This window comes from Microbacterium sp. CCNWLW41, from assembly GCF_037083505.1.
The window spans coordinates 1,381,475-1,394,601 of the sequence record NZ_JBAOJP010000001.1 but is presented as its reverse complement, the minus strand read 5'-3'; the positions used below and the strand labels follow the sequence as shown (position 1 = coordinate 1,394,601).

The following is a 13,127-nucleotide window of genomic DNA, read 5'->3' as shown; positions in this document are numbered from 1 at the left end:
TGCCGACGATGAAGCCCGGAAAGGCAGCTGAGTCACATGTCCGCGGACACCGCAGTCCCGCCGGTCGTCGAGATGACCGGGATCACCATCCGATTCCCCGGTGTGCTCGCACTGGACGGCGTCGATTTCTCGCTGCGCCCCGGCGAGGTCCACTCGCTCATGGGCGAGAACGGCGCAGGGAAGTCGACTCTCATCAAGGCCCTCACGGGGGTGTACCCGGTGGATGCCGGCGAGATCGTCGTCGGCGGGCGGCCGCGCCGATTCACCAGCACGGCCGACGCGCAGGACGCCGGGATCTCCACGGTGTATCAGGAGGTCAACCTCTGCGCGAACCTCTCCGTGGGAGAGAACGTGATGCTCGGCCACGAGCCGCGCACGGCCACCGGCATCGACTGGAAGGCCGCACATCGGCGGGCAGCCGACCAGCTGGAGAGCCTGGGGCTGAACCTCGACACCCGCTCCGCGCTGTCGAGCCATTCCATCGCCATCCAGCAGCTGATCGCGATCGCGCGCGCCATGGTGCTCGACGCGAAGGTCCTCATCCTGGATGAGCCGACGTCGAGCCTGGACCGCGGCGAGGTGGAGCAGCTGTTCGACGTGGTGCGGGAGCTGCGCGGCAAGGGTGTCGCGATCCTCTTCGTCAGCCACTTCCTCGACCAGATCTACGAGATCTCCGATCGCATCACCGTCCTGCGCAACGGGCGGCTCGTCGGCGAGTACGCGGTCGACGAGCTTCCACGGGGCGAACTCGTCAGCAGGATGATCGGCCGCGAGCTCGACGAGCTCGCCGCGCTCGCCTCGGTGGCCGATCGCTCCATCGATCGCTCGGCGACCCCGGTGCTGCGCGCGACCGGTGTCGGCAGACGCGGGTCGCTCGAACCGGTCGACATCGAGGTGTACGAGGGAGAGGTCGTCGGCGTCGCGGGCCTGCTCGGATCCGGGCGGACGGAGCTGGTCCGACTCCTCTACGGAGCCGACCGCGCCGAGAGCGGCCGGATCGAGGTGAACGGCCGCCCGGCGAAGCACGCCACCCCGCGGCACGCCATCGAGAATCGGATCGCGTTCTCGTCGGAGAACCGCCGCGCCGAAGGCATCATCTCCGACCTGACGGTGGCGGAGAACATCGTGCTCGGCATCCAGGCCCGCCGCGGCGCGATGCGACGGATCCCCCAGAGCGAGGCGGATGCCATCGTCGCGGAGTACATCGCGGCCCTCGGCGTGCGCCCGGCCGATCCCGACATGCCCGCGGGGAACCTCTCCGGCGGCAACCAGCAGAAGGTCCTGCTCGCCCGGTGGCTCGCCACGGCGCCGGAGCTGATCGTCCTGGACGAGCCCACGCGGGGCATCGACGTCGGCGCCAAGGCCGACATCCAGCGCAAGGTCGCCGAGCTGAGCGCCCGAGGACTCTCCGTCATCTTCATCTCGTCGGAGCTCGAAGAGGTGCTGCGGATCGCGCAGCGCATCGTCGTGATGCGCGACCGGCGCAAGATCGGGGAGCTCGACAGCCGCGAGGTGGATCTCGACGGACTCATCGACTACATCGCCCACCAGACCGAGGAGAGCGCCGCATGAGAGCGATCATGAAGCACCGGCTGTTCTGGCCGGCGGCCGCGCTGGTGATCCTGATCGCGATCAACGCGATCGCGCGGCCGCAGTTCATCCTGGTGACCGTCCGGGACGGCGAGCTGTACGGGGCGCTCATCGACATCCTGCGCAACAGTGCGCCGCTGATGCTCGTGGCCCTGGGCATGACGATCGTGATCGCCACGCGCGGCATCGACCTCTCCGTCGGCGCCATCATGGCGGTCTCCGGCGCGGTCGCGCTGACCATCATCGACGCCTCGCCGGACCCGGGCGATCTCGGCACGGTGCTCGTCGCCCTGCTGGTGTCCCTCGCGGTCGCGCTGGTGCTCGGCGTGTGGAACGGGTTCCTCGTCGCGGTCGTCGGCATCCAGCCGATCATCGCCACCCTCGTGCTGATGCTCGCCGGACGCGGGGTTGCCCTGCTGATCACGGAGGGATTCATCACGACGGTGAACAGCGAGCCGTATGAGTTCATCGCCACCGGCTACCTGCTCGCCCTGCCCTTCGCGTTCCTGATCTGGGTCGCGGCCGTCGCCGTGACAGGCCTCATGGAGCGGCGCACCGCGCTCGGCGTCTTGACGGAGGCCGTGGGCATCAATCCCGAGGCGAGCCGGCTGGCCGGCGTCCGCGCGCGCGGCATCGTGTTCGGCGCGTACGTGGTCAGCGGCCTGCTCGCCGGCATCGCCGGTGTCATCTACAGCTCCAACATCCGCGCAGCGGATGCGAACGCGGCAGGCCTCTTCATCGAGCTCTACGCGATCCTCGCGGTGGTGCTCGGCGGCACCTCTCTCATGGGAGGCAAGTTCACGATCGCCGGGACGGTCATCGGCGTGCTCACGATCCAGACCCTGGAGGCGACCATCCTGTTCCTCGGCGTGCCCTCCGCGCAGAGCCCCGTGTTCTTCGCCATCGTCGTCATCGTCGTCGTCCTCGTGCAGTCCCCGCGCCTTCATCGCTGGGCACGGGGGGCGCTGCGCGCGGCGCGCGCCCGCAACAGATCCGCGGCCGACGACCGGACGGGGGTCACGTCATGACCCGGAGCCTCGAGATGACGGCGCGTCGCACGGCGACCCCGTCGCGCTACGCCACCTTCATGAGCCGGCACGCCTCGCTGATGCCGACCTTCGCCGCCGTCGCGATCCTCCTCGTGCTGCTCGTCGGCGCGCAGTCCCGCTTCCCGCGCTTCCTCAGCCCCGGGAACATCTCCGCGCTGCTCCTGGACAACGCCTATCTCGTGGTGCTGGCCGTCGGCCTGACCTTCGTGATCCTCACCGGCGGCATCGACCTGTCGGTGGGATCGGTCATGGCCTTCACCGGCATCCTGGGAGCCAGCCTGCTCTCGCAGGGGGTGCCGGCGGCGATCGCGGTGCCGATCATGCTCGTCGCGGGAGCCGCCATCGGCCTGCTGATCGGCGTCCTCGTGCAGTACTTCGACGTCCAGCCCTTCATCGCGTCGCTCGCGGGCCTGTTCCTCGCCCGCGGCCTGGCCTTCGTGGTGAGCCTCTCGTCCATCCGCGTGGAGGATCCGGCGGTCCTGTGGCTGCAGCGCACGCGCTTCAGCCTCGGCGGGTGGTACATCACGCCGACCGGGATCATCGCGCTGGCCACGGTCGCGGTCGCATTCGTGGTGCTGCTCTGGACGCGCTTCGGCCGCACCGTCTACGCGATCGGCGGGAACGAGCAGTCCGCGCGACTCATGGGCCTGAGCGTCGCCCGCACGAAGATCGTGGTCTACGTGGTCAGCGGCGTCTGCGGCGGACTGGCCGGCCTGCTGCTCACGGCCTACTCCGGCGCCGGATACCCCCGCAACGGCATCGGCACCGAGCTCGACGCGATCGCGGCCGTGGTCATCGGAGGCACGCTGCTCACCGGCGGCACCGGCTATGTGCTCGGCTCGCTGATCGGCGTCTTGGTCTACGGCACGATCAAGAAGCTGATCTCGTTCATGGGCGCCGAGCAGGCGTGGACGCAGATCATCATCGGGGCGCTGCTGCTGGTGTTCATCGTGGTGCAGCGGGTGATCGTCGCACGCTCGCAGCGCCGAAGATAGGCGGTGACACCACGTCCGCGCACAGCGGTCGCGCCCCTCTCCGCCGGGATAATGGCCTGATGGAGATGGCGCGGCCGCTGCTGCAGCTCTCCGGGGCGACGGTGCGCTTCGGAGCGGATGCCGCGATCGACGGCGTCGACTTCCGGCTGTTCCCCGGCGAGGTCCATTCGCTGATGGGCGAGAACGGCGCCGGGAAGTCGACCCTCATCAAGGCGATCACGGGCGCCCTTCCGCTCGACGCCGGCGTGCTGACGCTGGGCGGCGAGGTGATGCGCTTCTCCTCGCCGCACGACGCCCAGCGCGCCGGGATCAGCACGGTCTACCAGGAGATCGACCTTCTCCCCAACGTGTCGGTGGCCGAGAACATCGCGCTCGGCCGGGAGCCGCGCAGAGCCGGGGCGATCGACTGGCGCCGCATGCGCCGCGAGGCCCACGATGCGCTGGCCGACCTCGGCCTCGACATCGACCCGGCGTCGCGGCTCGGCACGCACTCGCTCGCGGTGCAGCAGCTGGTCGCGATCGCGCGGGCGATCTCCGCCGACGTGCGCGTGCTCGTGCTGGACGAGCCGACGTCGAGCCTCGACCTGGACGAGGTCGCCGAGCTGTTCCGCGTCGTGCGCGATCTGAAGCAGCGCGGTGTCGCGATCCTGTTCGTGTCGCACTTCCTCGATCAGGTCTACGAGCTCTGCGATCGCGTCACGGTGCTGCGTGACGGCCGGTTCATCGGCGAGTACCTCACCCGGGAGCTGCTGCGCATCGACCTCGTGCAGGCCATGCTGGGCCGGAGCGCCGCCGCCCTCACCGCCGCGCCCCGCGCGGAGGGCGCGCTCGAGGAGCGGCATCCGTCCCTCACCGCGCGAGGCGTCTCGGCCGGCGCGGGCATCCGCGACGCGGACGTCGAGCTGCACGAGGGCGACGTCCTCGGCGTGGCCGGACTCCTCGGCTCGGGGCGGACCGAGCTGGCGCGCGCGATCACCGGCATCGACCGGATCGACAGCGGCGTCATCCGCATCGAGGGGTCCGGCAAGGCTCCGACCGGGCCCCGCTCGGCGATGTCGCTCGGCGTGGTCTACTCCTCCGAGAACCGCCGGACGGAGGGCATCATCAGCGAACTGAGCGTGCTCGAGAACATCACGCTGGCCCTGCAGGCCGACCGCGGGATGATGCGTCGCATCCCGCCGGCGCGGCAGCGCGAGCTGGCGGCGAGCTGGGTCGAGGCGCTCGACATCCGGCCGCCGGATCTCGATCGCCCCGCCGGCACGCTGTCCGGGGGCAACCAGCAGAAGGTGCTGCTCGCCCGCCTGCTCGCCCTCTCGCCGCGCGTGCTCGTGCTCGACGAGCCGACACGCGGGATCGACGTCGGAGCGAAGGTCGAGATCCAGAACCTGGTCGGGGAGATGGCGGCCAACGGGCTCTCGGTGATGTTCATCTCGGCGGAGCTCGAAGAGGTGCTGCGCGTCGGGCACCGGGTCGCCATCCTGCGCGACGGGCGCATCGTCGACACGCTGCCGTCCGACTCGCTGACCGTCGACTCCCTGCTCGCGCTCGTGGCCCGACCGGAAGAGCTCGATGACTGACCCGCGGGTGACGGCCGACGACGGATCCACGCGGGCCGCGAACATCTTCGACGTCGCCCGCCTCGCCGGCGTGTCGCACCAGACGGTGTCGCGCGTGATCAACGACCTGCCCAACGTGCGCCCGGCGACCCGAGCGCGCGTGGAGCAGGCCATCGCGCAGCTGCGCTACAGCCCCTCCCCTGCCGCCCGCGCCCTGGTCACCCGCCGGACGCGCACCATCGGCCTGGTCACGCCGGGCGTGCCGGACTACGGCCCCACGTCGATCGCGACCCACTTCAACTTCGCCGCCCGCGCCGCGCGGTACAGCGTCGACACGGTCAGCGCCGTGGATCCGGACCCCGCCGCGATCAAGGGCGTGGTGGAGGGGCTGCTGCGGCAGCGGGTCGACGCGATCGTGCTCATCGTCGTCGACATCGGGGTGCTCGAGGTGGTGCGCGGCCTGGATCTGAGCATTCCGCTCGTCGCGGCGACGGCCACAGCCCGGCGCAGCCCCCACATCGTCTCGATCGACCAGTACCGCGGGGCGAGGTCGGGCGTGCGCCATCTCGCGGAGCTGGGCCACACCCGCATCCTTCACCTCGCCGGCCCCACCCGCGCACCCGATGCGCTGGAGCGCATCCGCGGGTGGCGCGACGAGCTGGCCGAGCGTCGGCTTCAGATCGTCGAGCCCCGGCACGGCGACTGGTCGGCAGCCAGCGGGCATCGGGTGGGCCTGGACCTCGACATCACGGCGGGATCGGCCGTTTTCGCGGGGAACGACCACATGGCGATCGGGCTCATGTCGGCGCTGCGGGAGCGAGGGCTGCGCGTGCCCGAGGACGTGAGCGTCGTGGGCTTCGACGACGTGCCCGAAGCGGGCTATCTCTACCCGCCGCTGACCACCGTCCGGCAGGACTTCGGCACGCTCGGCGAGCTGATCATGCAGAAGGTGCTGATCGCGGTGGAGGAGCCCGACAGCGTCACCGAGGACACCCCGATTCCGACGCACCTCATCATCCGGGAGTCCACCCGGGCGCCGTCCGCGTGAGCCCTCACCGCCGCGGGCCGTGGCACGCTGGAGCCATGCGCGCACGATCTCGGACCGCCGGCCGGCAGACGCTCCGCGCCCGGCTGCTGACGGCGCTCTCGGGCGATCCCGACGGCACGCCGGCGTGGGTGCGCGCCCTCGCCGACGGCGACGATGCGGGCTGGTTCGCGGACGGCGGCGCGGTGTGGACCGTGCACGCGGGAACGGGGACGTTCGTCGCCGGCATCCGTGCCCTGCTCCTCCAGGCGCTGCATCCGGGAGCGATGGCGGGCGTCCACGACTTCTCGCGCTACCGGGACGACCCCATCGGGCGCCTGACGGGCACAGTGCGGTGGATCATCTGCGTCACCTACGGATCGACCGCGCAGGCGGCCCGCGAGACGGGCCGCGTCGCGCGGCTGCACGAGCGCGTGCAGGGCTCGTACGAGTCGGCGTCGGGCACGCGATCGTACTCGGCGGCGGACGCCGATCTCGTCGACTGGGTGCACCTCGCCTTCACCGAGGCGTTCCTCGGCGCGCACGAGCGCTGGGGCGGCCCGATCCCGGGCGGGCCGGACGCGTACGTCCGCGAGTGGGCGCAGGCCGGTCGGCTCATGGGGCTCGACGACCCGCCGCTCACCGAGGCCGACCTGCACGCCCGCATGGACGGCTACCTCGCGCGCGGCGAGCTGCGCCGGGACGAACGCGTGGACGACGTCGTGCGGTTCCTCAGACGCGCGCCCTTCACCGGCATGATGCGCATCGCGTACCGGGTGCTGTTCGCCGCAGCGGTGGCGAGCCTTCCCGTCCGGTACCGGCGCCTGCTCGGCCTGCGACGCACACCGCTGCCGGTCGTGACGGTGACGCGCCTCGTGCTGGCGGTCTCGGCGCGGGCGCTCGCCCGCGGTCCCCGCGCACAGGACTTCGCCCGCGAGCGCCTGCGGCGTCTCGCCGGCGAGGTGTCGACGACTGCCGCCGCCCGGACCCCCGCTCCCTGACCGACTCGCTCGCATCCGCCCCGGTGGCACGCGGCGCATGGCACTCTGGGTGCATGCGTATCGCCCTCACCGGATCATCCGGAAAGCTCGGCTCGGTCGTCGCCCGCGAACTCCGCGCGGCGGGCTACGACGTCATCGGGATCGACGTCGTCGGCTCGCGCGGGCCCGACTTCGTGCAGGTCGATCTGACCGACTACGGCCAGGTCGTCGACGCCCTCGCCGGGGTGAACGACCGCCACGACGGATTCGACGCCGTCGTGCACCTGGGTGCGATCCCCGCCCCCGGCATCCGCTCGGATGTGGCGACGTTCCACAACAACATGAATGCAACGTTCAACGTGTTCTGGGCAGCCGTGCGGCTCGGCATCCGTCGCATCGTGTACGCGTCGAGCGAGACGGTGCTGGGTCTGCCCTTCGACGTGCCGCCGCCCTACATCCCGGTCGACGAGGAGTATCCGCCGCGCCCGGAGTCGGTGTACTCGCTCGTGAAGACCCTCGAAGAGCGCATGGCCGTCGAGCTCGTGCGCTGGCACCCGGACCTGTCGATCACCGGCCTGCGGTTCTCGAACGTGATGGTCCCCGAGGACTACGCGGAGTTCCCGTCGTACGACGACGACGCCCGCAAGCGCAAGTGGAACCTCTGGGGCTACATCGACGCGCGCGACGGGGCGCAGGCCGTGCAGCGCGCGCTCGAGGTGGCCCCGCCCGGGTTCGAGACCTACATCATCGCGGCCGCCGACACCGTGATGTCCCGCCCGAACGCCGAGCTCGTCGCCGAAGTGTTCCCCGGCGTGCAGACGCGCGAGTTCGCGGAGCACGACACGCTGCTCTCCATCGACAAGGCCCGCCGGCTGCTCGGCTACGAGCCCCGGCACTCCTGGCGGGACCACATCCCGGGATCATGACCGAGGGGCCCCGCGAAGCCGGTGAGCGCTACCGCTTCGAGAAGTGGCAGCGCGAGCACGGCCTCCTGCCCGACGAGGCCGAGGCGACGGATGCCGCAGATCAGCGGTCCGCGGCGACGCGGGCGTATTCGGCCGCCGACCGGGCGGCGGTCGTCGAGACCGCGATCCAGCAGGCGATCCGCCGGGGCGAGTTCGATGACCTGCCGGGCGCCGGCAAGCCGATCCCCGGGCTCGGCGAGAGCCATGACCCGGACTGGTGGATCCGCCGCAAGATCGAGACCGAGAAGCTCACGGGTCTCGGGCCCCCGGCGCTCACCCTGCGCGTGGAGAACGTCGAGCTGGACGACCGGCTCGACGAGCTGGCACGCGAGCAGGACGTGCGCGAGGCGGTCGAGGACTTCAACCGCCGCGTGATCGAAGCGCGCCGTCAGCTGCTCGGCGGTCCGCCTGTCGTCACCCCCACGCGCGACGTCGAGGCCGAGGTGGCCGCGTGGCGCGAGCGTCGCGACGCCCGCCTGGCGCGCTCTGAGGGCGTAGCGGATGCCGCGCCCGTGCGCCGTCATCCGTGGTGGCGTCGGCGGGGTCGCGAGTAGCGCTCCCCCGCCGGGCGCGGCGCGGTCAGCCGTTCGGGTTCGTGGCCATGCCGTCGAGCCAGAGGGTGTTCGACGGGTCCGAGTGCGTCGTGTCGGTGCCGACGTGCCTGTCGCTGATCTGCGGTCCCTTGGTGATCACGTGCACCAGGGCCATGGCGTGACCGCGACCCAGACCGTAGTCGGCCGCGAGCCACTCGACGATGGGCGTGGCCTTTGTCGTCTCGACGAAGCCCTTCTCGCGGGCCTTCTCGATGAGCTGCCGCGGGGTGAGGCCCGTCTTCTTCTCGATGTTGTCGAGGTATGCCTGGAACGACATGCGTGCTGTCCTTTCAGCGTCCGGTCGGGATGTCGAGCACTCCGGGAGCATCCTGCCACTCCTGGATGATGCGGTCGGAGGCGTGAATGCAGAGGATCCGCAGCCGTGTCTCACCGCAGTTCTTGAACCCGTGCCACTCCCCCGCGGGTGCGGTCGCGGTGTCGCCGGCCACGGCGTGGCTGACCTTGCCGGCGATCATGAGACGCGCCTCGCCCTCGAGCACGACCCACGTCTCGGCATAGGGATGGCGGTGGATGTCGGGACCCTGGCCGGGCTCGTTGTCGACGAAGAAGTACGACACCGCCGCGCCGTGCTCGGCGCCGACGAACATGCGGTTGCGGCCGGCTCCGACGCGCAGGTCGGCGGCGCCGACCACGGCGGGAATCGTGGTGCTCATGGGGTGCTCCGTTCTGGTCAGCAGGTGCTTTCAGCATCGTCATCCGCAGCCGCGCCCCCTAGAGTTTCGATGTGGATCGAAAGTTCGTCGACTTCGTGCTCGCGCCGGACGATCTCACCGCCATCCGGTTCGGCGTCTCGCCGGGCCACGAGCTGTGCCATGCCGTGCGAGCGCTGCTGCGTCCCGACGAGCACCCTTTGCAGTGGGGCTGGCTGCGCACGACCCGCGGCGCGGTGCCGCGCGAGCACTTCGAGGTGCTCGCGCTCCTGATCAGGGAGGACGGGTACTTCCCCGACTTCCTCACGACGACGCCGTCCTGGGAGCTGACGCCCGATGCCGAGGCCGAGCGGCTCCGCGCTATCGACGACGAGCGGTTCCGCGTGGACATGACGAAGGTGCTGGTGCGCACGGACGGCGCGCGCAGGGTCGCGGTGCAGCACATGCTCGATCAGCCGGATCGCGCACGGGAGATGATCGCGCAGGCCTGGCTGGAGGTGTGGAATTCCGCCGTCGCGCCGGTGTGGCCTCAGCTGGAGCGCCTGCTGCGCGCCGATATCGCCGTGCGGTCGCGCCGGATCGCGGAGAGCGGCATCGGCGCGATGATCCAGACGCTCCACGATCGAGTCCAGTGGAGCGACGGCATGGTCCGCGTCACGATGCGCATCTGGAGCGAGGTGGTCGACTGCCGCGGCAGCGGACTCGTGCTCGTGCCGTCGGTGATGGGATCCACGGGCTGCAACGTGCTCACCGAGCCGCCCGCGCAGCCGACGCTCTTCTACCCCGCGCACGGGGTCACCGCGACCTGGGCGCGGGACGCGTCCGACGCGACGGCGGCCCTCGGCGCGCTGCTGGGACCTGCCCGCGCGCGGATCCTGCTCGAGGCGCACGAACCCCGGACGACCTCGCAGATCGCGCGGGACACCGCCGTGGCCCTCTCCACCGCTTCCCACCACCTCACCGTGCTGCGCGACGCGGGTCTCGTCGCCAGCTCGCGGGACGGCGCACGGGTGCTGCACCGACGCACGCCGCTCGGCGAGGCGATGGTCGGCGCGGCGCTCTGACCCGGTCGGTCTCGGTGGTTTGGGGCGCGTGCCGGGCGTGCGGGGCGCACGGCGTGCGCCCCGAACGTCCGCAGCGCGCCCCGAACCCGGAGAAGTGAGGCAGCGAGCCCGGTCAGGGGCCGCCCAGGTAGCCGACGGTAGGATGGCCGTGCCCATTTCGATGTGCATCTACCTGCCCGCGCGACCTCCGCGCCGGGCAAGGCGGCACGATGCGCCGCCGCAGGCGGCTTCCGAGCCTGGAGAAAGATGCACACGACCCTCGTCGAGACCGATACGTCCGCCCGCGCGGCCGTGCGCCGTCCAAGCCTCATCCGCGAGGCCGGCTACGCCTATTTCCCGGTGGCCCTGGTCGCGCGCCTCCCCTTCGCCATGATGGTGGTCGGCATCCTCACCCTCGTCGTGTCCGCGCGCGGGTCGCTGGCCCTCGGCGGCGTGACCAGCGCCATGACCGGTCTCGGCACCGCACTCGTCGGGCCGCTCCTCGGGGCCGCCGCCGACCGGTTCGGCCAGCGCCGGGTGCTGCTGATCGCCGGGACGGTGAACAGCGTCCTGCTCGTCACGATGGCGGGGCTCGCCTTCACGCCGGTTCCGGATGCCGCGCTCCTCGCGGTCGCGTTCTTCATCGGCGCGTCGATGCCCCAGGTCGCACCGCTGTCGCGGAGCCGCCTCGTGGCGATCATCGGGAGGGTCTACCCGCGCGACCGGCGCACGACCGTCGTCAACGGCGCCATGGCGTACGAATCCGCGGCCGACGAGATCGTGTTCGTGTTCGGCCCGGTGATCGTGGGCCTGCTCGCGACGACCATGACGCCGGCCGCCCCGGTCATCGGCGCCGCGGTGCTCGCGCTGGTGTTCGTGACCGCGTTCGCGCTGCACCCGACCGCGGCGGCGGGCCCGGCGCGCGGTGCCGCCGATCGCCCGGCGCAGGCTCCGGTCCGGGATCTCGTCCGCGTCCGGGTGCTCGCGCCCGTGGCGGGCGCCCTGGGGATGGGCCTCTTCTTCGGGGCGATGCTGACGTCCCTCACCGCCTTCATGGCCGAGCGCGGCGTGCCCGAGCAGGCCGGGCTCGTGTACGGCGCGATGGGGATCGGATCCGCGGCGCTCGCTCTGGGCGTCGCGCTCTTCCCCGCGCGGTTCTCGCTCTCCGCCCGCTGGCTGACGTTCGCGGCGGTCCTCGTCGCCGGCGCGCTCGCGCTGCCCCTCGTCGACTCGGTCACGGGGATGGCGCTGTGCCTCCTCGTCATCGGCGTGGGGATCGGGCCCACCCTCGTCACGCAGTACAGCCTCGCCGCCGCGTTCAGCCCGCTCGGCCGGTCGGCGACCGTCATGACGATGCTCGGCTCGGGTGTCGTGGTCGGCCAGTCCGCGGCATCCGCCGTCACCGGAATCGTCGCCGACGCCCTCGGAGCCTCCGTCGCCCTCCTCGCGCCGGCCGTCGCCGCCGCCGTCGTGCTCGGCGCCGGCGTCGTGAACGCGGCCGCCGCGCGCCGGTGACGTCTTAGCGCGGCGACTCGGCGAGGATGCGCCGGATCTCGGCCATCGCCTGCTCGGACTGCGCCAGCAGCGCGCGGACTCGTTCGGCCGCATCGCCGGCCACCGCACCACCGCCGGCCGTGGCCGACTCCGCGAGCGCCGGGTGGGTCGTCGTCGCAGGCATCCCCGCGCTCGCCTCCGCACCGGCGTCGACCGCACCGGCCACCGCACCGGCGGCGACCCCCTTCGCCGCGTGCGTCGCCAGCGCAGGCTCCGCCGTGTCCGGCCCTGCGTACGCCTCGACGAGCGCCTCGGCCTCCGCATCCGCGTCTGCGTTCCCGTCCGCCGCCTTGCGGGGCCCGAGGAAGAGGTTCGCGAGATAGCCCGTGAACGTGCCGAAGATCCCCACCCCGACGACGATGACCAGGGTCCCGATCAGGCGGCCGGCGTTGGTCACCGGGAACTGGTCGCCGTAGCCGACCGTGGAGATGGTCACGAGGGTGTACCAGAGCGCGTCCGAGGCGGATGTGATGTTGGCGCCCTCTGCGTTCTCCTCCACGGCGAGCACCGAGATGCTCCCGAACTGGAGCACCAGGACACCCATGAGGAGCAGGGTCATCAGCGCGCTGTTCGCGCGATCCTTGATGAGGGTGCTCCACACCGTCCGCGGCCCGAGTTCGCGCAGGAGGCGGAAGACGCGCAGCAGCCGGAACAGCCGCAGGATCTTGAACTGCGGGAACGGAAGGCTCGCGAGCAGGTCGGCCCAGCCGAATCCGCGGAAGAAGTAGCGGCCGGCGGACGGCGCCGTGGCGATCCGGTAGATGAAGTCGCCGAGGAAGATCGCGCTGAACACCGCGTTCATCACCGACAGCACCAGCTCGAGCGCCGAGTCGCCGGCCACGAGATACACCAGCAGCAGGTTCACGATCGACAGGATCGACAGCGCGCCGATGAAGATCTCGTACGCGGTGTTCTTCAGCTCGGCGCGTGCCGCCGCGCGTGCCTGCGCGCGGGCACGGGACCGCTCGCGGATCTGTGAGAGAGGCCGGGCCATGACGACTCCTCGAATCGGGTCATGCCGGACGCGTTCCGGCTGAGCCTCATTGTCCTCTCTCCCGCCCGCGGGGAGCGACGATCACGCCCGGGCCCGCGCGGACAGCTTGGCAG

The 13,127-nt window shown here is 71.5% G+C and carries 13 protein-coding genes; 10 read left to right on the top strand and 3 right to left on the bottom strand.

What is annotated here, in order from left to right; translation table 11 throughout:
- Window positions 1–36 precede the first annotated feature (36 nt).
- The 8 genes from V6R91_RS06075 to V6R91_RS06040 are packed head-to-tail and all read left to right on the top strand — an operon-like array spanning window position 37 to window position 8,713.
- On the top strand, window positions 37–1,572 hold the full coding sequence (locus V6R91_RS06075; protein ID WP_336394684.1) for a sugar ABC transporter ATP-binding protein: 1,536 nt from the start codon (window positions 37–39) through the stop codon (window positions 1,570–1,572).
- Window positions 1,569–2,618, top strand: coding sequence for an ABC transporter permease (locus V6R91_RS06070; protein ID WP_336394683.1), 1,050 nt, complete (start codon window positions 1,569–1,571; stop codon window positions 2,616–2,618). The genes V6R91_RS06075 and V6R91_RS06070 overlap by 4 nt, the downstream gene beginning before the upstream one ends.
- On the top strand, window positions 2,615–3,634 hold the full coding sequence (locus tag V6R91_RS06065; RefSeq protein WP_336394682.1) for an ABC transporter permease subunit: 1,020 nt from the start codon (window positions 2,615–2,617) through the stop codon (window positions 3,632–3,634). Before V6R91_RS06070 ends, V6R91_RS06065 begins: the two co-directional genes overlap by 4 nt.
- A gap of 59 nt (window positions 3,635–3,693) precedes the next feature.
- Complete coding sequence (locus V6R91_RS06060) at window positions 3,694–5,211, top strand: sugar ABC transporter ATP-binding protein (RefSeq protein ID WP_336394681.1); 1,518 nt, start codon at window positions 3,694–3,696, stop codon at window positions 5,209–5,211.
- The gene (locus tag V6R91_RS06055; RefSeq protein ID WP_336394680.1) at window positions 5,204–6,238 is read left to right on the top strand and encodes a LacI family DNA-binding transcriptional regulator; all 1,035 of its coding nucleotides are present in this window, start codon (window positions 5,204–5,206) and stop codon (window positions 6,236–6,238) included. Before V6R91_RS06060 ends, V6R91_RS06055 begins: the two co-directional genes overlap by 8 nt.
- Before the next feature lie 35 nt (window positions 6,239–6,273).
- Window positions 6,274–7,215: an oxygenase MpaB family protein gene (locus V6R91_RS06050; RefSeq protein WP_336394679.1), complete on the top strand. Its 942-nt coding sequence runs from the start codon at window positions 6,274–6,276 to the stop codon at window positions 7,213–7,215.
- A 53-nt stretch (window positions 7,216–7,268) separates the two neighbouring features.
- A complete protein-coding gene (locus tag V6R91_RS06045; RefSeq protein ID WP_336394678.1) occupies window positions 7,269–8,120 on the top strand; it encodes an NAD-dependent epimerase/dehydratase family protein in 852 nt (283 codons plus the stop codon).
- A complete protein-coding gene (locus V6R91_RS06040; protein ID WP_336394677.1) occupies window positions 8,117–8,713 on the top strand; it encodes a J-domain-containing protein in 597 nt (198 codons plus the stop codon). Before V6R91_RS06045 ends, V6R91_RS06040 begins: the two co-directional genes overlap by 4 nt.
- Before the next feature lie 25 nt (window positions 8,714–8,738).
- On the opposite strand, the gene V6R91_RS06035 is transcribed toward V6R91_RS06040, so the two are convergent.
- The gene (locus V6R91_RS06035) at window positions 8,739–9,029 is read right to left on the bottom strand and encodes a DUF4287 domain-containing protein (protein ID WP_336394676.1); all 291 of its coding nucleotides are present in this window, start codon (window positions 9,027–9,029) and stop codon (window positions 8,739–8,741) included.
- A gap of 13 nt (window positions 9,030–9,042) precedes the next feature.
- Complete coding sequence (locus V6R91_RS06030; RefSeq protein ID WP_336394675.1) at window positions 9,043–9,426, bottom strand: cupin domain-containing protein; 384 nt, start codon at window positions 9,424–9,426, stop codon at window positions 9,043–9,045.
- A 71-nt stretch (window positions 9,427–9,497) separates the two neighbouring features.
- Here V6R91_RS06030 and V6R91_RS06025 point away from each other — a divergent pair, with 71 nt between their 5' ends.
- Together V6R91_RS06025 and V6R91_RS06020 are read left to right on the top strand one after the other, a co-directional pair.
- Window positions 9,498–10,487, top strand: coding sequence for an ArsR/SmtB family transcription factor (locus tag V6R91_RS06025; protein WP_336394674.1), 990 nt, complete (start codon window positions 9,498–9,500; stop codon window positions 10,485–10,487).
- A gap of 246 nt (window positions 10,488–10,733) precedes the next feature.
- Complete coding sequence (locus V6R91_RS06020; RefSeq protein WP_336394673.1) at window positions 10,734–11,981, top strand: MFS transporter; 1,248 nt, start codon at window positions 10,734–10,736, stop codon at window positions 11,979–11,981.
- A gap of 4 nt (window positions 11,982–11,985) precedes the next feature.
- On the opposite strand, the gene V6R91_RS06015 is transcribed toward V6R91_RS06020, so the two are convergent.
- Window positions 11,986–13,014: a potassium channel family protein gene (locus tag V6R91_RS06015; RefSeq protein ID WP_336394672.1), complete on the bottom strand. Its 1,029-nt coding sequence runs from the start codon at window positions 13,012–13,014 to the stop codon at window positions 11,986–11,988.
- Window positions 13,015–13,127 lie beyond the last annotated feature (113 nt).